This window comes from Oligoflexus tunisiensis (assembly GCF_001748245.1).
GTDB lineage: Bacteria > Bdellovibrionota_B > Oligoflexia > Oligoflexales > Oligoflexaceae > Oligoflexus > Oligoflexus tunisiensis.
The window spans coordinates 1,392,247-1,414,837 of sequence record NZ_BDFO01000001.1; the positions used below are offsets into that span (position 1 = coordinate 1,392,247).

Annotated in this window: 19 protein-coding genes, 1 tRNA gene and 1 pseudogene; 10 read left to right on the forward strand and 11 right to left on the reverse strand. The window is 51.0% G+C overall.

The window, feature by feature from the left end; translation table 11 throughout:
* Positions 1 to 8: 8 nt before the first annotated feature.
* Together OLTU_RS06085 and OLTU_RS06090 are read right to left on the reverse strand one after the other, a co-directional pair.
* Entirely contained in the window at positions 9 to 515 is a 507-nt protein-coding gene (locus OLTU_RS06085) for a chemotaxis protein CheW (protein ID WP_141731867.1), read from the reverse strand.
* Complete coding sequence (locus OLTU_RS06090) at positions 512 to 2,143, reverse strand: chemotaxis protein CheA (RefSeq protein ID WP_141731868.1); 1,632 nt, start codon at positions 2,141 to 2,143, stop codon at positions 512 to 514. The genes OLTU_RS06085 and OLTU_RS06090 overlap by 4 nt, the downstream gene beginning before the upstream one ends.
* A gap of 332 nt (positions 2,144 to 2,475) precedes the next feature.
* Here OLTU_RS06090 and OLTU_RS06095 point away from each other — a divergent pair, with 332 nt between their 5' ends.
* The 3 genes from OLTU_RS06095 to OLTU_RS06105 all read left to right on the forward strand — a co-directional run bounded on the left by OLTU_RS06095 (position 2,476) and on the right by OLTU_RS06105 (position 5,568).
* The gene (locus tag OLTU_RS06095) at positions 2,476 to 3,423 is read left to right on the forward strand and encodes a PAS domain-containing protein (RefSeq protein WP_141731869.1); all 948 of its coding nucleotides are present in this window, start codon (positions 2,476 to 2,478) and stop codon (positions 3,421 to 3,423) included.
* A gap of 265 nt (positions 3,424 to 3,688) precedes the next feature.
* Positions 3,689 to 4,111 carry a transposase gene (locus OLTU_RS06100; RefSeq protein WP_176736376.1) on the forward strand — a complete coding sequence of 141 codons (423 nt, stop codon included), beginning with the start codon at positions 3,689 to 3,691 and terminating at the stop codon, positions 4,109 to 4,111.
* 158 nt (positions 4,112 to 4,269) lie between these two features.
* The gene (locus OLTU_RS06105; RefSeq protein ID WP_141731871.1) at positions 4,270 to 5,568 is read left to right on the forward strand and encodes a helix-turn-helix domain-containing protein; all 1,299 of its coding nucleotides are present in this window, start codon (positions 4,270 to 4,272) and stop codon (positions 5,566 to 5,568) included.
* A gap of 318 nt (positions 5,569 to 5,886) precedes the next feature.
* Here the strand turns inward: OLTU_RS06105 and OLTU_RS06110 are convergent, their stop codons facing one another.
* On the reverse strand, positions 5,887 to 6,750 hold the full coding sequence (locus OLTU_RS06110; RefSeq protein ID WP_141731872.1) for a hypothetical protein: 864 nt from the start codon (positions 6,748 to 6,750) through the stop codon (positions 5,887 to 5,889).
* A 20-nt stretch (positions 6,751 to 6,770) separates the two neighbouring features.
* A complete protein-coding gene (locus OLTU_RS06115) occupies positions 6,771 to 7,271 on the reverse strand; it encodes a hypothetical protein (protein ID WP_141731873.1) in 501 nt (166 codons plus the stop codon).
* Positions 7,272 to 7,722: 451 nt separating this feature from the next.
* Here OLTU_RS06115 and OLTU_RS06120 point away from each other — a divergent pair, with 451 nt between their 5' ends.
* Complete coding sequence (locus OLTU_RS06120) at positions 7,723 to 8,283, forward strand: hypothetical protein (protein WP_141731874.1); 561 nt, start codon at positions 7,723 to 7,725, stop codon at positions 8,281 to 8,283.
* A 7-nt stretch (positions 8,284 to 8,290) separates the two neighbouring features.
* Positions 8,291 to 8,512 (forward strand): hypothetical protein, encoded by a 222-nt coding sequence (locus tag OLTU_RS06125; RefSeq protein ID WP_141731875.1) that lies wholly within the window; start codon positions 8,291 to 8,293, stop codon positions 8,510 to 8,512.
* A 197-nt stretch (positions 8,513 to 8,709) separates the two neighbouring features.
* Here OLTU_RS06125 and OLTU_RS33125 read toward each other — a convergent pair whose 3' ends face one another.
* On the reverse strand, positions 8,710 to 9,027 hold the full coding sequence (locus OLTU_RS33125; protein WP_141736749.1) for a DNA topoisomerase: 318 nt from the start codon (positions 9,025 to 9,027) through the stop codon (positions 8,710 to 8,712).
* Between the two features lie 598 nt (positions 9,028 to 9,625).
* On the opposite strand from OLTU_RS33125, the gene OLTU_RS06140 reads away from it, so the two are divergent.
* Complete coding sequence (locus tag OLTU_RS06140; RefSeq protein WP_141731877.1) at positions 9,626 to 12,421, forward strand: DUF6883 domain-containing protein; 2,796 nt, start codon at positions 9,626 to 9,628, stop codon at positions 12,419 to 12,421.
* Position 12,422: 1 nt separating this feature from the next.
* On the forward strand, positions 12,423 to 12,632 hold the full coding sequence (locus tag OLTU_RS06145; RefSeq protein WP_141731878.1) for a DUF4926 domain-containing protein: 210 nt from the start codon (positions 12,423 to 12,425) through the stop codon (positions 12,630 to 12,632).
* A gap of 457 nt (positions 12,633 to 13,089) precedes the next feature.
* Here OLTU_RS06145 and OLTU_RS06150 read toward each other — a convergent pair.
* A pseudogene (locus tag OLTU_RS06150) lies at positions 13,090 to 13,343 on the reverse strand (transposase); the annotation flags it as partial.
* 193 nt (positions 13,344 to 13,536) lie between these two features.
* On the opposite strand from OLTU_RS06150, the gene OLTU_RS06155 reads away from it, so the two are divergent.
* Together OLTU_RS06155 and OLTU_RS06160 are read left to right on the forward strand one after the other, a co-directional pair.
* Entirely contained in the window at positions 13,537 to 14,817 is a 1,281-nt protein-coding gene (locus OLTU_RS06155; protein WP_141731880.1) for an IS1380 family transposase, read from the forward strand.
* A gap of 494 nt (positions 14,818 to 15,311) precedes the next feature.
* Positions 15,312 to 15,629 (forward strand): hypothetical protein, encoded by a 318-nt coding sequence (locus OLTU_RS06160; RefSeq protein ID WP_141731881.1) that lies wholly within the window; start codon positions 15,312 to 15,314, stop codon positions 15,627 to 15,629.
* Positions 15,630 to 15,734: 105 nt separating this feature from the next.
* Here OLTU_RS06160 and OLTU_RS06165 read toward each other — a convergent pair.
* The 5 genes from OLTU_RS06165 to OLTU_RS06185 form a co-directional block, all read right to left on the reverse strand.
* Positions 15,735 to 15,811: transfer RNA gene (locus OLTU_RS06165), tRNA-Ile, on the reverse strand.
* Between the two features lie 72 nt (positions 15,812 to 15,883).
* A complete protein-coding gene (gene rpoD, locus OLTU_RS06170) occupies positions 15,884 to 18,118 on the reverse strand; it encodes an RNA polymerase sigma factor RpoD (RefSeq protein ID WP_439956667.1) in 2,235 nt (744 codons plus the stop codon).
* 285 nt (positions 18,119 to 18,403) lie between these two features.
* Positions 18,404 to 18,994 carry an RDD family protein gene (locus OLTU_RS06175; RefSeq protein ID WP_245676858.1) on the reverse strand — a complete coding sequence of 197 codons (591 nt, stop codon included), beginning with the start codon at positions 18,992 to 18,994 and terminating at the stop codon, positions 18,404 to 18,406.
* On the reverse strand, positions 18,978 to 20,783 hold the full coding sequence (dnaG, locus tag OLTU_RS06180) for a DNA primase (protein WP_141731883.1): 1,806 nt from the start codon (positions 20,781 to 20,783) through the stop codon (positions 18,978 to 18,980). The genes OLTU_RS06175 and dnaG overlap by 17 nt, the downstream gene beginning before the upstream one ends.
* Positions 20,784 to 20,862: 79 nt before the next feature.
* Positions 20,863 to 22,032 (reverse strand): hypothetical protein, encoded by a 1,170-nt coding sequence (locus tag OLTU_RS06185; protein WP_218109871.1) that lies wholly within the window; start codon positions 22,030 to 22,032, stop codon positions 20,863 to 20,865.
* A 61-nt stretch (positions 22,033 to 22,093) separates the two neighbouring features.
* Between OLTU_RS06185 and OLTU_RS06190 the strand changes: the two genes are divergently transcribed.
* A complete protein-coding gene (locus OLTU_RS06190) occupies positions 22,094 to 22,588 on the forward strand; it encodes a YajQ family cyclic di-GMP-binding protein (protein WP_141731885.1) in 495 nt (164 codons plus the stop codon).
* The last annotated feature ends 3 nt before the right edge of the window (positions 22,589 to 22,591 follow it).

A 22,591-nucleotide genomic window follows, 5' to 3' on the forward strand; every position in this document is an offset into this window, starting at 1 on the left:
TATGCGGCTCATGCCGCCTGTTCGTGATTTTTCTGTGATTGAATGAGATTAAGGTCTTCAACGTTGAGGGCCTTCGAGATATCGAGCAACAGGATCAACTTCTTGTCGCGATGGACAACGCCCATAATGTAGTCGAGGTTTTCGGTCGATTCCATCGTTGGCGTCTTTTTGATCTCTTCTTCAGTAAGAGCCAGGACCCGGGTGACCGTACTTACGGCGATGCCCAGACTAAAGGCTTCGAAGTCAAGAATGATCACAGCTGTCTTCTTCTCGAGTTCCTGTCTTACGCCCTTCAGTTTCAGCCGCAGATCGATAATGGAGATAACCTGGCCCCTCAGGTTCATGATGCCAAGATAATGAGGCGGCGTGTGCGGGACAGGCGTGATGTCGGGAACTTCGATGACCTCCTTGACCTTCAGCAGCGGCACCGAATATTCTTCAGTGCCGAGGACGAAGATAAGGTGCCGATCGGCCCCCTTGTTCGTGTGGGCGTTGACAGATTGCGATGTACTCATGCAGACCTTCCTTTCGCTATTTCTTCGAGATCCAGTATCAGAGCAGCCTTTCCGTCGCCAAGGATCGCACTCCCGCTGACACTGCTAATCTTCTTCAAATCACGTCCGAGTTGTTTAATAACCACCTGCTGCTGACTCACGATGGATTCAGCGAGAAAGCCATATTCTTTTTGGTTGAAACGGGAAATGATGGCTACACCACGGGAGCCTTTTTTTCTCGAGGCTGTCCTGCCCAGAATCTTATCCAGATGAAAAAGCGGGATGGTCTCCCCTCGTCGGCTGATAACCTCCTGATTCCGGCCCATCGCGCAGAATTCAGAGGCACTCAACTCAATAATTTCGTGGACCTGGGACGTGGGCACGATATAACGCTCGGAATCATTCAAACGTACAATCATGCCATCGATGATAGCGAGGGATAGGGGAAGGATAATACGAAAGCAAGTGCCTTGGCCTTCGATCGATTCCAGCTGCAGCTCGCCCTTTAACTGATTGATGTTGGTCTTGACGACATCGAGGCCAACGCCACGGCCGGATACGTCGGTGACCTGGTTTTTGGTGGAAAAGCCAGGAGCAAAGATTAGATGATGAATCTCCGCGTCAGGGAGAACAGCATCGGGTGCTATCAGACCCCTTTCCACAGCCTTTTTTCGAATGTTGGCGGCCCGCAGCCCATCTCCGTCGTCGCGAACTTCCAACACAAGTCTGCCACCCTGGTGTTGGGCTGTAAGCCAGACATTGGAACGTTCCGGTTTGCCTGCCTGCCGCCGCCCTTCCGTGGATTCGATGCCATGATCCACAGCGTTACGGATGAGATGCACCAGGGGATCGCCGAGATTATCGACAACCGTCTTGTCCATCTCGATATCCTCACCAGCTGTGTGGAGAACGACATCCTTATGCAAAGACTTGGATGTATCACGCAGCACACGCTGCATTTTTTGGAAAACCGGTTGCAACGGCACCATACGTAAGCTCATCGAGGATTCCTGGATTCCTCTGGTAATCTTTGCGAGCTGATCAATAGTCTTCTGCAGCAGAACCGACGGAATTTGATGTTTATTTTGTTTCAGGACTGTCTGCAGAATCACAAGCTCGCCCACATCATTGACCAGAGTATCCACGCGGTTGAGACTCACACGGAGCGACACATCCTTGTGAGCCGGTGCTGCAGCAGCAGGCGTATCCGTAAATTCGTGGAAGCCGTTGGAAGCGGCAGGAGGTAGACTGGGAACAGTTGGTGCGGCCGATTGAAAGTTCTGCATTTCAAGAAGGAGGGGTCTGAATTCAACCGTACTGCGGTCATCTTTGTGGAGTGCACCAATCCAAGCCAGGAGCAAATCGTGACACTGCAACAGAAGGTTGACTGCCCTGGTATCAATGGCCAATTCACCTTTCTTCAGTTTCAACAGTATCGATTCGAGCTCGTGAACAAAGGCACCGAGCTCGTCCAGTTGTACAGCTTTTGCACTGCCTTTGATGTTGTGAGCAATACGAAATATGCGGTCGAGGTTTTGGATATCATGAGGTGCGGTTTCCAGGAGCAGAAAGGATTGCTCAGCTTCCTGAAGAAGCTGTGTCGCTTCATCCAGAAAAGTCTTGCGAATCACACTTTCCATATCATCCATATATACTGCCTCGAAAAAGAGCGCGAGAAATATTCATGTCTCACTTGTCAAAGCGATCGGCGGCATATGTAGAGAATTGAGAAGAAACTGATCAAGCAAAGCAGGGGAATAATAAAAGTTAAGTATATCTAATAGATGCAACTTCAGCCCTGTTCAGATCTTACTGATATTTTAGGGGAGAAATTGTCGCCGCTGGAAAGGGAACCTTGGGCACAAAACGATAATTTGTTCATTATTTTGATTAAATTTAATAAGATATGCAGGTCTAAGTGACAAGGTGTAAAATTAAGCTACACTAAAAATACTGCCATCAAGACGAAGGGGAACCCAGGGTGCTGAAACATTTGGATGCGCAAGCTCTACTTGATAAGTTGCCTGATGCGACTGTGATATTGGAACATAGTGGAAAAATTAGACATATGAATTCATCGGCTCAACGGCTGTTTCAATATGAAGAGAGTGAGCTCATAGGTCAGCCGAGTGAAGTGCTCCTTCCAGCTCGCTACCGCATTCGTCATATAGCCGATCGCGAGATTCTTTTCCGTAGCGGGTTTTCAGGAACGCGTGGCGCCGACCGCGAGCTGATCGCTCTTCGCAAGGATGGGACAGAATGCCATGTCCTGGTTAAGCTTTCAATGTTAACCATAGCGCATGTTGATTGGTTGATTTGCTTTTTTCGTGACTTTAGTTTGATGCATGACTTTGAGAAAAAGACCCATGAGCTGCACAACAAGTTTCAATATATGGCCTGGATACTCCAGGCACAGAATTCCTTGCCAGGCAAGCTGATTCAGGAACCTTCCTCGCTGGAATCCTTCCATGAACGATTGGCTTCATTGAGTCTGGGTTTACCAGGGAAAAGTGAAAAAAAAATTCTGGTCAGGGAATTGATCGATGAAACCCACAGGCTTATTCGTCCTCATACGGAACGCGTGGCTGCTGATTTGATTGTGGAGGAGATGTGTGAAGATGCGTGGGTTCTTTTCAGTCCGTCTCTGTTTCAAATGATTCTGCTTGGATTTGTGAAACTTTGTGTGGAATCGGTGACCCCTTTGGGAGAACGCTGGGTAAAAATAGGGCTCGAACGTCAGGGCAACCGTCTTTTGATTACTCTGACGGATAGCGCCTTCAGCGTATTGGACGATAAACAGCTGGAGAACGCGGTCGAATATTTAGTTGGAGCGAGTCTTTTACAACGTTATGGAGGTCAGCTCCTGACTTCACCCGCAACTCATAGCCGATTTTGTGTGAGCGTGCCTGTTCAGGAAGGAGCCTCGTAATTTACTCAGCGATTGCAGTAAATGCAGAGCCTACACTTCGTATGTGATGCAGGCTATGACGCCAAGAAAGTTCAAGGTTGCCATTTCACCATGTGTATCAAGAGTAACAGACTCATCAAAGGTCTATCGATCGAAGAATATTTCCGCAGGCAGCGCATCATCCCGTGGCAGTCCCTTTGGCTCTTGGCCATGAAGGGCAGAAAAATGAAGCGAAAGGAATATCGCGTGCGAATTGCGCCGAACGTTAAGATCAAAGGATTTGGGCTTGTTTTGGCAGTACATTCAGAAGTCAGGAAGGGATGGTTCTAAGTCGAGGAAATATATTGTATCGAGCAATACGGCCCAGGCAGCGCGGGAAACCGTGCAGACCTACCGGAATCGATGGGCCATCGAATCCTGGCTCAAGGACATGAAACAAAATCATGGCTATGGTGACTGCCGCTCGGCGAACTTCAAGGCTTTCGAGGCACACATCAACTTCTGTCTCACAGCTTACAATTTGCAGCGATGCAACGAAGCAGGCATTCCGAGGCCAGGAACCACAGTCGCAGAATTTGTGGGCGTTCAGAAGCTATGTGATGGGGCCAGGAGTCTCAATCAGGTCCACGGTGTGCAGCGCTTGAAAAAGGCCGCGAATGAGGCGCTTGCAGAAATTACAACCTGGAAAGCGGCGCAGGCTGCAGCGTGACAGGCTCCATCGTGATTTCAGTGCAATCGGCGAGTAATTTATCGTTTTTCGCCAAGTGACGAATAGGAGCCGATTGTATAAAGTAATGCAAGGGGGACCCTTCGATGGACTGATCTGGCGAGGTCCCGGATGGACGGGTTTTGCCTGAAAGGTTTGATATGAAGCAATCACCGAAGCGCATTTCTTCGGGCGTTGAAGTTCTGGATCGAGCAATGGATGGCCTGCGTACAGGCGATAATGTGATCTGGTATGATACCCAGGCAGCATCCTCGGAAATCTTCTTTTTAAACTTTTTACAAAGTTCCATGAATGAAGGCCGCTCCCTGGTCTACGTGACCTTCGATAAGGCGCCGTCGTCACTCATATCCATATTAGGTCCTTTGACCAATTATCCCAAACTGACAATTGTAGACTGTTTTACCTGGGGCAAGGGCGATGGCGCCAAACCCTTTGTTGATTTTTATCAGCAAGCGGAAGCCGGTTATCGATGCAAGTTCGTCAAGATCGAGCAGCCTCATATCATGTCCAAGGTCGTGAACTCGCTCTTTGCCGTGTGCAGCGACAAGGGCCATGATTTAGGCCTCGTCTTTAACTCACTCTCGGCAGCGAACCAGATCTGGAGCAGTGATGAAACAATCCGAAATTTTTATGCGGCCTGCTGCCCGCGGCTTCTCGATCAGGGAGCGCTTGCTTATTGGGTCTCTTCAAAGGAATCGCAATCCAAAAAAAACCAAGCCATGATGAATCGAACCGCTCAGGTTGTGATCGATTTGGAACTTAAACGAGGGATGAGCAGTTTTCAAATTGTGAAAGCAACTGGGCGTGAAGCTGCACAGGTTGGCACGTCCATTCCCTATCGAGTGCGCGACGGTCAGTTTCTAAGTGAGGCATTTGATCAGGATAGCAGCATTGATGAATTCGGCCGGCGGCTACGGGCCCTCCGTACCCGCCGGGGTCTTTCGCAGTCAGATCTTGCCAAAGCCATCGGCGTCACACCCAGCACGATTTCCCAGATCGAAGGCGGCTCTTTCTATCCTTCCGTTCAAGCCCTCCTTAAGATAGCTGAGGTCATTGGCCCTGGTTCGGGAAGTTTGCTTGAATCAAGTCAGGTCATACATGAGGGACCCGTTTATCCCATGTCAAAGGCCGAGGAATTCCCCGCAGCCGGCATGCATGCCAATTCCCGACCCCTGATTCCAGGGTATTTGTCTATGGGTAATCCGGTTCATACGGTGGAATTGAAGCCAGGCGAGTCTGTGGAGGGACACTTATCGAATCACAAGGGCGCGGAGTTGCTGGTCGTACTGCAGGGAAAAATTACAGTATTTATGGATGATACCGAGTATAACGCTGGCGCAGGGGATTCCATTCTGGTCAATCGAAACCGTCCCATCCGTTGGCGGAATCCCGGCCAGACCACCACACGCATGCTGCTTATTCTCTTTCGCATTTCATAACGTCCGCTTCAAGCCACTGAGTCAAGCGTTCAATGACCCTGCGGCGCGGGCGCTGAAACCTCTCCAGATTCTGTATTCGTCTTTGCGTTCCTGTTTCTTTGGTTCTCTGTCTTTGGGGAAAGTGTACACGCATGCAAAACCAGGATCAGCCAAATCCAACGTGTTTTCATGTGCTCATCTCTAGATTGTGGTGCAGAAAAAGAGCAAGTTCCATTCCCAGGAAAAGTGGGGATAATAATTGGTAAAGAATTCTTAACTCAATTTTTCAAACGTGACCAAATACTGAACGAAGATTATTACGGCGCAAAAGAATGTCGCCTATTGCAGAGCATAGGAAAGACCAAACGAAGAGCGGTTCCATTGGTATTTTTTTTCTTTGAAAGCATCCCCCCTCCACAGGAAGGTTACCCTGGAATAGACGACACCCAATTCCGCTGCCAATTCATTGCCGCCGATAATGAACAGACCCTCGCGAGTTACTTTCTCGGTATAGAATAATTGTGAAGTTCGGGATGCTCCCAAAGCAGAAGCGCATCCATACGCATAGGTGCCGCCGATGCAAAAGTCGAGAGTTGTCGTCTCGCGAACAAAGTTTTTCCCGACGAAGTGAGCCAAAGACAACCTGACATCGTTATATGTATAATAATCGTTGATTCTCCAGAGAGTCTTGGATACTCCAAACCCCCGGCTGGAAACATGGACCCCGGGTACAGGCGGTCTTTCCTGATCATAACCAAGTGAAGTATGCCCATCCGCGAACGCCGTAATATTCAAAGGACTCTTAAACAACATATTGACCGATTCGGTGTTTTTCTTATGCTCCTCGATGGAATTGACAACATCAGCTTTGGTGAGAGCCTGCCCCGCCACATCAGGTTTCGACGTGAGTTTGAATTCTGACTTCAGTGTTGGGGGATTTATGAGATAGTAATCGACACGGAAGCTCGTTTCCTCTTTCAATATGCGAAACTCTTTTTCATTGGCGACCTGCAGGATTTTTTGTCGAGCCTGGGCTTTGATTTTTTTGTCAGCGACGAGAACGAGTCCGGAAGGATAGTCGGATTCCAGATAGTATTCATAAAATTCCGGCGTGGCCGCCTGATTATCGCGCGGCTGCGCCTCCAATTCCACGATGGCTTTATACGAAGCCACGCGCTGACTGCAGGCAGTAAGCAAGGCCATGAAAAGCATGGCCTTTTCGATCATTGTCTTGCCCAAACGTTTTCGACGTCAAGTTCCTGCGATCTTTTCTCCTCGGTGCTGCCGTCCAATTCATCGGATTCCACACCCAAGTACATCTTGTCTCCGTCCACTTTGACTATTGTAAACCAGGCTGAATCCGTTCCATCTTCATTGCCGCCCGTATAAACCAGGTTGAGCGCGCTGAAGTCTTTGCCGTCGATTTCGCCGACGGTATAGGTTCCCTCTGATTCATAGGCTTCTCCGTCCACTTCGGTGCAGCTGGTATCTTTGTAGTACTGGAAAATGGAATGGAGCGTACCATCGGTTGCGAATTGAAAACTGCTGGTCAAAGAGGATATGGCGTTCCCCTTTGAATCGTATTCTTTCAGGCAAGCCAGCCAGGTTCCTTCCATAGCCTCTTCCGTTGCGGCTGTAGCACTGGCTTCTGAGTCTTCTTTTTTTTCGCCGCATCCTGATAGAAAACTGGCAAAAAGCATAGTTACAACGAGTAATTTTTTCACTTACAAACTCCAAAAATGTCGCAATTCCGTCTGTCAACAGAATTGAATGTCGGCTTCCCTTGACTTGAATCGAGTTAAAAAAAATTACCGTGTATAGACCGAATGTTGCAACCTGGATCCCCGGAACTCATCCCTGTCTTCCTGAGGAAACTATAGTCTGCCTTGGCCTACGGCCGCCGTTCCCATTTCACCCTCGGCTAAAATTCCTCAAATTTCCTCGGATCACAGAATCAGCTCCTAACGCCGATTTTCAGACCTAATTGGAGGTCGGAGTTCGGAGGAGACAATTCGACCCGAGAAAGCCATCGGCTCAGTGATAGGCATAGGCAACGGTTAAGATTCCTTTACTTGAAAACGATTAGTTTACCCATAGCCACCTTGGTGGCTTTTTTTGTTTCAGCAGATGCGATATAAGGCAGGCGAACACTGGCTTTGATGAGGATTAGACTGAATGCAAAAGAAAGTAATTGTCGCTTTAGTAGTTATTTTGGGGGTGATCGGCTACGCAGTGTCACGGTCTGAGAAGGATTCGTCAGTTTCGCTTGATGACAGTACCGCTGAAGTTAAGCCGCACGAAAAACCTAATCGAGCTGCAACCGTTTCCGAGACGTCAGCCCCTACACCAGTTGATCAGTCCGCTCCTGTTGGAGAAGAACAAGTTTCGGCTCCGGTGAAAGCTCTAGAGACTCAACCTTCAGTTGCTTCCGAAGACAATAGCTCAGAAGCCCAGAGTGAGAACCCAGAGTCATTAGTCGATACAGCGAGAGAAGATAAGCTTAACGAGCTACTAATACAGAAGGGCTCAGACGTTGATAAGTATGTCGAAGTTCAGTCAATTGTGTGCAAAGGCAAAGTATGCACAATCGAGGCCAGTGCAAAAGACTCTCCTGCGCTCTTCCAGACTGCTGTGGCACAATTAATTCAGCAAAACCCATGGTTAGGTAACAAGATGGACCTTCAGCCACAACAGGATGATCCGGGAGTGGCTAAGTTTACTATTTATAGGGAGTAGGTAGTCGATGAAGAAGAGCTGGATTGTTTGGAGTAGCCTGTTTGCTTCGACTCTGGCCTTTGCAGCTATTGTTGTAAATCCAGATGGCACCTGGAAGTGTGATAACCAATGCAGCATCAGTTTTGTTGGTGGCGGTAAAATCAAGGTGTGCGAGAAAGGTGGTATGACTTGCATAACTATCGAACCCAACGGGCCCAAACTCATTGAGCAACCACAGACACCCAAGTGAAGACAAGAAGCCCCGGGCACAATCCTGGGGTTTTACATTTCAGCCCATCACGAGCTCAGAGCTGCTCCGGACCAAAACCATATTGCTTCATGCAAGATCCATGAATGCAAACCCGGCCTTGATCAAATGATCAACCAGAAGCGAGCCGGTGTCCGTCGGCTCCAGGAACCGTTTGACTTCGCTCAGGTATCCCTTGCTCATGATGTTTGCATGATCGAGGCATATATAGCCGGTCGCCCGATGCCTTCAGCTTCGAGCCTCGTGATGAGGCTCGCTTTGGTGTAGCGCGGGGGCGGCTGCGTTTCCTTTCGAAGCAGCCTGCCGGAGCCAGCCTTCCTGGTTGATACAATATCAAGCATTGGCACTTTTCCATCGCTGCCGTCTTCGGATTCGCCTTCACCATCCTCCCTGACGGCATCGCGGGCAGGAAGAGCGCGCCATCCTTGTTCCACAAGGACACGGCCTTTGGCCCGAAACTCAAAAGTTTCCGCTCCCTCTCTCGCCTCGAGTGTCAGCGTGTTTACTTTGTATTACGCGTCGGCGAGTTGCAAGGCGACAGACCACTGCCAGATCAATCGATACAAAGCCCGCTGCTGTTCATCTTCTCCGGCCCCCTCGACTTCAATATGCGTCGGTCTGATTGCTTCGTGCGCCTCCTGTGCATCGCCTTTGACCTTGAAACGGCGGGGCTTCTCCGGCACCGTCTTACACTTGCCGCCTGCGCAGCAGAAGCGAGATGGAGCATGGCGAAGGCGGCGTCTGCCTCTGCCTCGCATGACCACTGTCAGAATCCGTGATCCGGAATTCGCGGCAGGCCATGCCCAACCGGATCCTTGACCAAGATCAAGTCAAAGCCTTGCCGGGATGTTCCGGGCTTGGCCGATTAATGCACTTTACCGTAAATAATCCTAATGAGTTAAGCAAATTGACGCTTGCATGTAGGCTGAAACTATTGAATTTCGTGGCAAAACGGAGGTAAGGCTCGATCTGTCTTTTTTTTGGACAATCAGACTGACTGATAAGTTATTCATATTATTTCGTGTTGTTTTGGCGCGAATTCTGCTTCTAACCTCGCGCTGTTGCTCGCTGAACCAGTTGATTGGGTGGATTAATATGAAGTCGAAGAAATTCCTGCTGCCAGCTCTCCTTGCTTCCAGCACAAGGACAATCACCGATAGCATTGGCCGATTGAAGACAAAGCTCATCACCATCCTGACATTGATCTCCTACCTGGCATCGGGGTGCGGCATGGTTCCCACACCCCGCTCGAGTACCAAGGCTATTATTGGACTCGATGATCGTACTGAGGAACGCGTCTCATGGAGCAGTTGGCCCGTTGGCGTCCTGAGCAAAACCGAGAGGGTGGGGGGGAAGTCAGCTGTTTGTTACGCGACGCTGACATCGCCTGATGTCGTGACAACGGCGGCCCATTGCCTCGATGGTATCCTGAATGAACGCACAGATGGCTCCTTTGAGCTGCTGGAGGATGTTGAAGTATCCTTCAGTTCGACTGACAAACGCAAAGTTGCCAGCATTTACGATATATTTGAAGATCTCGATCTCGCGCAACTTCGATTGGTTTCGCCCGTGGACCTGTCCTCGGTTCCTATGGCTCAGATTGACAGTTACGATAGCAGCGAGCCTCTCAGGATTGTGACCGCGCCCAAGCAGGTCGTGATTACAGAATGGGTGACGCCTTCACCTAATTCCAAGCCCGAACTCAGGCCTGAGCTCACCCCCATTCCAGTGCGTGGAAGTTCGAACGCCTGCATGTCAACTCCGCCCGACGCCTGGACCTGTCAAACCATGCCCTGGACGAGCGGCTGCAATTGTCCGGCCTCGCAAAACCTTGAGCCTTATAAGTACTCCTACATGGTTTGGCAGCGATATACCCAGGAGACACAAAATCACGCCCGGGATGAACGAGGTTTCCTATCTTACGACCTTGATACCAAGCCTGGTTATTCCGGTGCCCCTATTTTTCAGAACGGTGAGCTGGTTGGCATTCACCTGGGTTACGATCCTCAATTGCGCAAGAACGTGGGGATAGCTCTCACGGAAATTTTCTCACCCTATGATCCTGCGCGTGAGCAGAGGCTGGACTCCATTCAGCCCGAGGGCATCAGCGTCAAAAAGATCAAAGACTGGGTGAAAAAGGCTGGAAAGGATCCAATCAAGACTCTTACCGGGACTCTGGCTGACATTGACCCTACAAACCCGAATGGAAGCCTCAGCGTGGCCGCAGGTGCAGATGCTTTGACAAATTCCGTCAAGGAACTGGACGTGATGTCCCGGAATTCGGATTTCCGCCAGGCTTTGGGTCGGATCGACCCTGATCACAGGATTGGAAAGTTTCTGGAGGATAACAAGCAGACGATTATCGTCGTGGCTGCCATCGCTCTCTTTGCGTACGGAGGCTATTACCTTATTTCCAGTGGAGCAGTCACCGGTGAAGCCGCATTTCTTGTTGAGGTCGGCGGGCAGACAATAAAGGTGGCATCAGTCGAATTTGCGGCTGCAGGCTCGGGAGCGGTGGGGGGAGCAGGAGCATTCATCGCCACTGGTGGAATGGCTGAAGCCGCACCAGATCGCGGCGATGGCATGGGGTCTGAGACAGGCTCGGATATTACTTCAGTCAATACGGGAGGGGCTTCGGGTTCCTCATCACAGCCAAATGATAGACCAGGATCTGCCGAAAACCTGCCTCCCGGCAAGTACAAGAACGGCAGGAAAACGACAACAAAAGGGCACAGTGTAGGCAGCCAGGATCATATCCTGGATGTGATGACTCGCATTGCTCAACTGTCCGGCCTTGATCCTAAACTTTTTCAGAACGGAATTGACCCGCAAATTCTCGTCAAACTCAACGAGATGATCAAAGGCGGCAAAGTTGATCCCGTGTTGATGAGAGATCTGAGAATCGCTCTGGATACATTAAGCAAGGATGTTCTCTCGAAAGATCCTGCACTTGCTGATGACGTCGATGACCTCGCTGATACCATCGCCATGCAAAACGAGTATGGACTTGGGGTTCCTCTGACGAGCGACCTCCGGAAACTTAGTCCCGAGCAGCAGGAGGCACTCAAGAACAGGCAGTTGGATGCCAGTCAGAAGTTCATTGATGAACGGCTTGAAGAAGACGATGGGAAAAGCCTGCGCGGTGAGAGTATACGTTTCATTGTCGCGGCTGGAGTGTACAAAGCTTATCAGGGTCTCGATGAATTCAATCGGTTTAGCACCTTCTATACCCAAAGGGCTCTTCAGTATACCTACGAGTTTGCAAACTTTGCTTTGGATTTTACCGCTGTTCCTGCATTGATCAAGGATGCCTATCTTTGGGGCGAGAAGTACCCAGTCAACCCGATTACCGGACAGAGGGAGTTGGGGATTGATGGGTCAGGCAACATGATTGTTGACCTTGTTTCCATTCTTGTTCCTTCGTGGATGCGGAAAGGCAAGAAAGCCGCTGACGTCTTCCGTGGTGTGAATAAATATGTTGATCTGGCCAGTGATGCCAGTCGAAACCTAGACAAGGGTCTCAAGGACGCTGCCCAGGAAGCTGAAAGGCTTGGGTTCAAAACCTTTGAAGAGTATTTAACATATCAGAGCGTCAAGGATAAACTGACTCGGTACTTGCTGAATCCAGATCATCCTGTTGGAGGATCCAAAGCCAAATGGTTTCTTCAAGCTCTTGGTTATAGCCGAGAAAACATGGAAGCCTTTGCGAAGCAGATCGTTTTTAACCCAGCAACTGCAGTAAAGACAAAAGTCAATCAATACGGAACGATGTATAATCAGGTGATTTCAATTAAAGGGGCGAATGGAAAACAAATCGATGTTACTTTTGCCTGGATAAAAGACAACGCTGGTAACGTAAAACTCGTAACTGCAATTCCTACAAAGGCATGAAATGCAAAAGTTTGATGAATATGATACTTTTATCTTGAAAGTTGATCTCCCTGAACATGGCCTTCAAAAAGGCAGAAGGGGGGTGGTTTTGCTTGTCTTAAAGGATCATGATTCGATTGGTTATGCTGTGGAATTTGTAAGTTCAAACGGTGAAACCATAGGACCTTTTGTGATAGATGACTCCGTGATGCAGAGCGACAACGGCGACTGAGTTCCCCTTCGCTATATCCGTTCGAAAAGCGGATTCGACCTGATCTGAAGGATCTGCAGATGTGATGGGTCTGTTCTGTTCTGATGTGATTTGAGGGAAGTTGAATGGTGAATAGGAAGTGAGCATTGTCGCCCTGAGTGTGACCTGTGAATTCCAAGTCAAAGATCCTGCCAAGATTAGCGATCATCTCACGGACGGCTCCCATACCCACGCCGCGGCCGGAAATCTCTACCACACTTTTGGCCGTTGAGAAGCCTTCATGGAAGATACCTTCGGCTAGCTCCTGGGCTTCATAATTTCGCTCCGCGGACAAAATCTCTTTGCTGATGCCGATGGCCTTGATCTTTACCAGAGCCAGCCAGACCACGATCGTCGTCCGCAAGTCTCATGCTGAAGCAGCCTTGAGCCGACGCTTCCCCGTCAATTTCTTTCTGGAAGAAAATGGCGAGGAAGGGTCGGTGGCAAACGTCGATTCAATCCAATTGGTCGAACGTATGTGTCGCCAATCTCTGCAGGGAAATCATAAAATGCGAGCATCAGGGTGCGATCCTTCGCCGGACATTCGGCAGCCTTCGGGTGCTTGGGTTCGAAGACTTCAATAAAGCGGTCAAATGCCTTCTCAGCCTCTTTCTTCGTCTCAGCCTCGTATATCTCGTGCAGCATGCCTTTCGCCTCGACCTGCCTGGATTTTGGCATCTTGTCGAGCACGTTTGTACCTAGATCCCCAGAACTCAACCTTGCCGTCCTGACGAAGCCTTCATCTGTACTGTCGTACAACCAAAGATCCCTTTTCACCCTCGGGTAAAATTCTTCAATTTGCCGGATTTACAGTCAGGCCAAAGGAGCGTAAATCGTTCAGCACCAGCCTCACGGAAGGGGTTGCTTCAGGCAGGATGCTGACATAATGAATCGCGTGATTTTTCAGGACCGGAATTTGTCTTCGCTCGGTGGTTTGCTTTTGTTCAAGGAGCTGCTTGTGGGCAGCCGGCTTGATGAGCGTGTTGGCGAGGCTCTGCCTCGCCAGCATATAGCCTCCTGCGCTTCAGGATTTGATAAATTTCGCGCTCTTTTGCTGGGCTTTTTGAGCGGAGCGGAATGTCTGGAAGATATGGACAGGCTTCGCAGCGACCCCATGTTCCGTGAAGTCAATGGGACTCTTGTCGGCTCGACGAGCTATGGCGATTATCTACGCAAGTTTTCAGAATTTCATCTGCAGCGTTTGAATCAGGAGCTTTGTCGTTTGGCCGGGGAATTCCATATCCGCAGCGGTTCCGCGGAGCGTTTGATCCTGGATATTGATTCAACGGGACATGAGCAGCATGGCGAAAAGATGGAGGGGTTGGCCTATAACTATAAAAAGGTGTGGGGCCTGGACTCGATTGAAGTCTTTGATCAGAAGGGTTTCCTTTACCATTTGAATGTGCGGGAGGGGAATGCTTTCACCGCTGATGATGCCCCGTTTGTGATCAGTGAGGTGTCGCGCCATCTGCCGCGACATGCAACGCGCCGACAGCCTTTGCTACGAGCGGATTCCGGATACTGCAACAATTCAGTGTTCAAGGCGTGTGAGGAGAACGGATTTGGGTTTCTGGTGGCGATGCGGGAAAACCTTTACAGCCCGCTTTTGCGTCGTCGCATCAAATGGCGGAAGGCAAAGGGTGAGGAGCTGGAAAAGGAAAAGGCTGAGGTTGGTGAATCGCTTTATTACTCGAAGCTTTGCGAGAAGGTTTTCCGGGTCATCTTCATCCGAAGGCCGCGCACGGGTGAACGCGAGATATTTGCCGACTGGCACTGGACTTATCAGGCGTATGTCACCACGGAAAGCAGCTCGGAGCTGTCAGCCGAGGTTGCTGTTGAGCTTTACCGTCAGCGCGGAAACGCGGAGAATTTTATCCGCGAACTGAAGAACGGCTTTGATCTTCATCATTTTCCCTGTCAGAAGCTGAAGGCCAATCGCGCCTATGGTTTGATTGCTGCGTTTGCGTATAACTTCATGCGCTTTGTTGGGTTGGTCATGAGCCCTACGAAGCCCATGTTTTCGAAGCGAATTCGATTTACACTGGTCAAGCTTGCCTGTCAGGTGGTGCGAAGGGCAAGGCGGACTGTTGTGATATTTCCCAGGCGATATGAAAAGGAGGTGAAACGTTGTTTTATGAACATAAGACTCACGTTGGGTTGTGGGTAAGGTTCACGCGAAGAAAACCACGTCGATCTTTGACAACTGAATACCGAAGCCCAACTGAGCTATGGGATAATTGGAGCCGGCGCTGAATCCGGAGGGCCGTGGTGCGCCCTGAATTCAGCTGGCGGGTGATGGACGGCGAATCCGCGATGCCAAGCAGGTCCATAAGGAGGATTGTGCAGCTCAGATTTTAGGCGCAAGGATCCACTCTTCCGTCTCAGGCCGCAAAAGTGCGCTGGTGACGGGAACACGGGACGGGACTAGCGAAAAGTCTCGGGGATTCGGGTTTTAAAATACAGAATACGAAGGAATACGCATTTCACCGGCCGAAGGACCGAAAAGTCGCTGTAGATGCCGATGAGCATTGAAACAACGTTGGGAGCTTTCTAATTGTGGCTTTGAGCCGAGAAAAAACCTGGGCCACTATGCTTGTCTTGGGTCTCACACATATTGCATGTGGTGCTCATCAATCAAGGACGAAGGCGACTCGACTAGTCGTGAACTACAGTGACTTGTCCATAAGTGAAATCAAACTCGTCAATGGGTTTGGTCAAGTACTCTGGGATCCAGATTTGGGTGGAACAAAGTATGCGACTGGCTGTTATGCTATTGGATGCGGCTCTTCGTTTGTGACGGAAGAGTTCTTCTTTTCTGCTTTTTCCATGAAGAATCTTGCCGGAGTTGTCGTCGTCCGGGAAACGGGGGAGCAAACCCTGCGGGCATCAAGCCTGGATTGGGCGAGCGATGGACCTGGTGAATACGGAGAATTCGAGTACGAGGTTTCTTACTGGGCCCGTCTGGATTTCGCTTTCTAACACCGGCCTTCCAGCCCGCATACGCGGGCGCAAACTGTCCCAAGGGACTGCGCAGCAGGCCCGCGTCTAACTCTTCTGGCTTTAGGATTTTGTACTAGGAAGAAATGGTGGGTCCACCCCGACTTGAACGGGGGACCAGCGGTTTATGAGACCGCTGCTCTAACCAACTGAGCTATGGACCCATGAGGCATGGAATGACGAAATAAGTAACAGAAAGCCCCAGGTCGGTAAAGAAAAACCTGGGGCTGGCTGCTTCAGCTTTCAATAAACGCCCGCAGCTTCTTGCTGCGGGATGGATGGCGAAGTTTACGCAGGGCCTTGGCTTCGATCTGACGAATCCGCTCGCGGGTTACGTCGAAGTTTTGACCGACTTCCTCAAGGGTGTGGTCAGACTTTTCACCGATACCAAAACGCATACGCAGAACTTTTTCCTCACGCGGCGTCAGCGTTGCGAGGGCCTTCAGCGTTTGCTCTTCCAGACTGCCGGCGATGACAGACTCGGAAGGGGACGACTGGGTCTTGTCTTCCAGGAAATCACCGATGTGGTTGTCTTCCTCTTCACCGATCGGGGTTTCAAGGGAGATGGGCTCAATGGCGATTTTCAGGACCTTGCGCACCTTGTCGACCGACATGTCCATACGAGCGGCGATCTCTTCCGGAGTGGGCTCGCGACCCATTTCCTGGACAAGATAACGGCTGGTGCGGATCAGCTTGTTGATCGTCTCGATCATGTGGACCGGGATACGGATCGTACGAGCCTGATCGGCAATGGCACGGGTGATGGCCTGCCGAATCCACCAGGTGGCGTAAGTTGAGAACTTATAACCACGGCGGTATTCGAACTTCTCCACAGCCTTCATCAGACCGATGTTGCCTTCCTGAATCAGATCCAGGAACTGCAAACCACGGTTGGTGTATTTCTTGGCGATCGAAACCACAAGACGGAGGTTCGCCTCCACCAGCTCTTTCTTCGCCGACTCTGCCGCCTGCTGCATCGAATGCAGAGCACGGTAGTTTTCAATCAGATCCGCAGGGTGCATGTTCGATTCGTTGCGCACGCGATCGACGTTTTCAATCGCGGCGGAAACGTTGCGAACCACACGCTGCCACTCACGTTCCGTGGCGTTGTTCAAAGGCACGCCCGGATTTTTGCTGACATGATCCACCAGATTTTCACGGGTGGTACCCATGCGCTTGGCATAGTACGCAATATCCTGATCCGCTTCGCGCAGAACGTTGGCGTGCTGAGCCAGACGATCGATCACGCTGGTCAGAAGCTTTCTGTTGATATTCAGTTCTTTCAGAATATCAAAGATCTTGTCGCTCTGAGCCTGAAGAGGATCCTTGGCCTTGCCTTTGGCCGCTGCCTTCGGCTGAACGCCGCCGCCTTCGAGCAGGAGCCTTTCGAACTTGTCATACTCCTGCAGGAAGACTTCCGTCACCTTGCGGAGTTTGTCCGAGTGCGCTTCCTCGTTGGACGAGGCCTCGTCATCATCGAAACCTTTGATGAAGCCCTTCATCCGGATCTCACCGGACACGAACTTCCGCGCGGCGTCGATGATCGTGTCACGCCCGATGGCCAGCTTCAGAACCTGCTCGAGGATACGGTTTTCTTCGGCTTCAATCTTCTTCGCGATGACAACTTCGCCCTCACGGGACAGAAGTGCCACGCTCCCCATCTTGCGCAGGTAAATGCGCACAGGGTCGTTGGACTTGCCGAAGTCTTCGGTGGCTCGGGTGTCTTTTTTCTCGACGTCCGGCGCCGCATCAACATCGACTTCCGTGTCCACTTCCACATCGATTTCCACATCGATATCGATGTCGTCATCGATGCCGAGTTCATCGGTGGCCGCGAAATCCAAATCATCCGTCATCAGGATATCGTCTTCACCTTTGGAGGCGCCGGCGATCTTGATGTCGTTAAATTCATCCTGCGCTGTATCCTGTACGTTGATCCCGCGGGTCTTGAGCTCGCTCAAAACGGACTGGATCACTTCGGGACCAGCATCTTCATCCAAAACGGCAGCGTCGACATCGCGGAAAGTCAAGGAGCCTTTCTTTTGATAGATGCCGTTCAGTTTGTTGATCAGCTTGCTGCTGATCTCTTTCTTGTTGGGTTTGCTGGGGAGTTCGTCAAAATCCTCAACAGGAGCTGCTTTGGCTTCATCGAATTCCTCATCGTCATCCGCTATGATGTCGATTTCATCGTCGCCGTCCAGCAGCTCATCATCTTCTTCATCATCCATCAGCTCAAGATCGGCATCGTCATGCATCTTTTCTGAGGCTTTTTTCTCACCGCCTTTTTTACTGGCGGACTTCTTCTTGCCAGGCACCGCAGACAATTCAGCTTCTTCAGCCGCAGATGGTTTCTTCGCGGCCGTAGCTTTCTTGGCCTTCGTTGCTGGTTTCTTCTTGGCAGTTGTCTTTTTCACTGCTTTTGCTTTCCCAGACTCTTTGGCCTTTGTGGCGGTTTTTTTCTTGATAGCCATACGTAGAAAGATTCTCCGCAGCTGTTGATGTGTCGATGTGGCTTGATTACCAGAAGGCGTGCGTAGTGAACAGCACGTTTAATCTATAGTTATAAATACCGCTAGCCAAAAATGCAAGCGGCGTTGCAGGCAAAAAGTATTTAACTTTCCTGACTTATACTTTCGCTGCAGTCGTTCTGCTATGCAGATCGCAGCTGAAATTTAAGGGAAATTAACCTTTGCCCGAACGCTTCTATGTGACATTGTGACTGTAAACAGCTCCTCTGACACCCTTTCTTGCACTTTTTAAGCCAGCTCCGGTTTCACTTCCGGCACCAGCTGCGGAACACTGCTCTGTGATTCTGTAAGTACTTTCGGCAGACTCTCCTCTCGTACGACCAGGCTGTCACTGATCAGGTCATGGAGAGTTTGCCTCCTGGCCGTAAAAAAGGAAATCAAATATCCAAAATAAAGCAGCAGAGCTGATAAAAAGTGGCCTACATATCGAATGGTTGAACGACGCAATGTCAGACGCTGGAGTTGTTCGTCGCAAACTCTAAGTCCCAGAGCCAGCTTGCCCGGCGTGGCCTGAAGAGATGAGGCTTCAAATCCCGCGTAATACAGCCAGTGGGATCCGACGACAAGCGTCAGCACACCCAACCAAAGAACGATCGTGAAAATTGTAATCGTTGCCGTGCTGATCATCGACATGAAGCCCATAAGCAAAGCCGGAAACATCAGGACAAACCCCACCGCCGCAAGCGTCATTCCAAACAGGACATGATCGATGCAAACAGCTGCCAAACGGCGCCAAAAACCAGCGTAAACGACCTCGTGCATAGCAAAGAACCTTTGTTGATAAATTGGCTTTTTTGTTCGCCTATGAATTCGCGCCACGAACTTCAAGACCCGCGGCATTTAATTCCTTGGTAATGCGCGCGACCGCAGCGAGAATTTCCCGCTGCTCCTCGGCCGTGCCCCGCATCAGATTTTGTTTCAAACGCGCGAGGCTTTCCTTCAACGCCTTGCGCCGGACCTCCTTCGCCAGCTTTTCCAGCTGCTGCTGACGAGCGGCCGTGACATACAGAGGCGCATCCCTTTCGAGTCGCTCGATCAAGGTCAACGCTTCGGGAATGACCAGCGTTGTCCAATGGGATTTATTCAATTCCGATGGAACGAGATTCCGTCTCAGAGCCTTGGTCAATTCCAGGGCAAAGTCGAGCCAGAGCTCATCGAGTTCCAGCTGCGTTTTCAGCATTTGCTCCAAGCCATCGAGATCAATTTCACCTGGACGTGAATGGAAAAGGTGCCCCATAAACTCGAGTTCCGCGCCCTTCAGTTCAATGACCTTGGGTCGAGGCGGCGGCGGAGGCGGCGCTTCCACGCGGGATGCCGCCACCCGTTTCGCGGTTTCCGGTTTCACGCGAATCTCCAGATCCGCCGCTGGCACTCCGGTGAGCTCCGCAATGCGCACCAGAAGGTACTGCCGCCGCACAGGATCCTCGACCGATTGCAGCCAGGGAACAAATTCCTTGTTGATGAGGTCCGGCACACCGAGGTCATGCGTTTCCATCAGCCGGGCTTGAATCGCAAATTCCAGCAGATTCTGTGCCGTTTCCAGCTGCTGCTCCATGCCCGCGACGCCGTATTCTTTGACAAAAGTATCCGGATCATGCTCCTCGGGCAGCACCACGACCTTGAATTCCGACTGCGGAACCTCCAAAGCCAGGGACACCGTGCGCAGGGTTGCAGCGCGACCGGCACGATCGCCATCGAAGATCAAATACACGCGAGGCGTTAAAGCCGCCAGGCGCCGCAGATGATGAATGGTCAGTGCCGTGCCCAGACAGGCCACAGCGTGCGGAATACCGGCCTGCCAAAGCTGGAGCACATCCATATAACCTTCGCAGACGATCGCCCGCCGATCGCGACGGATGGGTTCCTTCGCCAGGTGCAAGCCATAGAGAACCTGGGACTTGTCAAACAGTGGAGTTTCCCGGCTGTTCTTATATTTGGGCTGCTCATCACCAAACGAGCGGCCACCGAAAGCGATCGCTCGACCATGCATGTCGAAGATCGGAATCATCAAACGCTGATTGAAGAAATCATAAGCCTTGTTATCGTACTGGGAACTGTTGGCGACCGAAGCGGTGATCATATCCTTGATCGCAAAACCCTTGCGCAGGAGGTGATTCACCAGAAACTGCGGTTCCTGAGGGCTCAGACCAAACTGATGTTGGTCGATGAATTCCCTGGTGAAGCCCCGGGTTTCCAGATACTCGAGAGCAAAAACTCCATTGCTGGCATGCAGGCGTTCGCGGAAAAAGCTCAGACTTTCCGCGCAAATTTTATAAAGATTGGCTTCGGTCAGGCGGGCCTGTCGATCGTGAGTGGGATGTTCCAGCTCGGGAACGTCGATGCCAAATTTCTCGGCCAGATAACGCAGGGACTCCAGGAAGGAAAGACCCTGCATTTCCCGGACAAAGGTGATGGCATCGCCACGGGCACGGCAGCCGAAACAAAAATAGTGATCATCAAAAATGGTAAAGCTCGGGGACTTTTCCCCGTGAAAGGGACAAAGTCCAACCTGCCGACCGCTGCGTGTGGTCAGGGCGACTGTTTCGCCGATCAATGCAGCGAGCGGCACTCTTTGCAGAATGCGTTGCTTGGCGACTTCGACGCTCATGAGGGATCCAATGCTGAAGAGTTCAGGGACGCAGCCGGTTTGGCCGCGACGGCGGGTATCATAGCAGGTTGCGGGGGTCTCAGGGACCTTTTTTCAAAAAACGGGAGGAGATTCTGTCGCCATAGCGGCAGAGGTTGCTGATATTCGCCAGCAAAGCGTAGGACGTCATGCCCGTTTTGTCCCGTTCGGCCACCACGGCTATATACGGCGATTCCTGGCCGTTCTGGCAGACATTTTTCGGGTCACCTTCGGTGTCAAAGTCCTTGGGTTCCACCTGCGAGATCAGGGTCACGCCGGGTTTGGGATTGAAGGAGCGATACTGAGCCCCGAGCAGGCTGCGGATCCGCTCGGCCAGTTCCTTGGCGGGAACCTGGCTGTCCTGCCGATAAAAGGCGGTTCCAAAGTATGGAGTCACCTGCGTGCTGATGCGATCGACCAGGTAATAGATTTTCATGCCTTCATACACCGGTCCGAGCTTGCGATCGAAGTTGCAGAAACTCATCGGAAAGTAATTGATGGTTTCCTGCGTGGATGGTTCATAGTGCAGTTCACCGAAGTCACGGTGCATGGAAAGCAGCGCGCTGGTCGGCTTATTCAAGGCTGCGCCTAGGCCCACAGCCTTCAGAAATTCCTCGCGCCGTGCGTGACGCAAGGGCGTGTAGAGGAAGGGATCGTTGCCAAAGAGCAGATACTCCGGCTGCAGCTCGCGGAACATGGTTTTATGGAGCGAGGCGCACGAGAAGTTGCCGAAGTCTTCGCCCATGTAAAGGCCATTGTTCGGATCGCCCTCCTCCTGCGCCCGGATCTGGTGACTGCGATTGAGGCCCGCCCCTGCGAAAAATACCTGCTCGCCGCGCAAAACGAAGGGCACCGGATTTTTAGGATTGAAGGTGTATTTCTTGTATTCGTTCCTGCATTCAATCAGCGCGGCCTTCAGAGCGTCATGGTCATCCCGATAGGCGGCGGCCATTTCCTTTTTGCAGTCGATCATGATGGAGACGGCCGGGTAGCGATCCTTGCAGGCTGCCAAGCCATATTGAAGCCTCTTATTCTTTTTGACAGAACCTGGGCCCTGGTATTTTCTAATGACCGAGGTCACGCACTCCTGGTAATCTTCGCGCTCCTGGGCGGGTTTCATCGGTGCGACCAGTTTGACCTGTGTTTTCTCGGCAAAAAGACGAGGGGCCGCGGCCGTGTATGCTAATACGGCGCAGCTGGCGGATGCAATGATTCTTCTGTTCCTTGACATACCCTTTAGGTTAAAGAGATCGACTGTTTATGGGAAGTCCCTTTTTTAGGAGTTGCTGAATATGCCTTCTTTCGACATCGTCAGCGAAGTCAATCTTCAGGAAGTCGATAACGCCGTAAACCAGACGGTAAAAGAGATCTCGACCCGCTTTGACTTCCGTGGCAGCAAGTCATCGGTTGAATTTGATAAAAACGAAAAAAAGATCAAAATCCTGGCCGATGATGAACTGAAACTTCGATCCATTCATCAGTTGCTTGAACAAAAACTGGTGAAACGATCGGTTGACCTGCGCCTGCTGGATTACGGCAAGCAGATCGAGGGCACCGGCAACGCCCTGCGGCAGGAGGTGACCCTTAAGAACGGCATCGACAAGGAAGAAGCCAAAAAAATTATCAAATTGATCAAGGATTCCAAGATCAAGGTGCAGGCGCAGATTCAGGACGAGCAGGTCCGGGTCACCGGCAAAAGCATCGACGATCTTCAGGAAACCATTCGGACATTGCGAGCCGCGACCGAGATCGGTCTGCCGCTGCAGTTCATTAATATGCGGAGCTAAGAG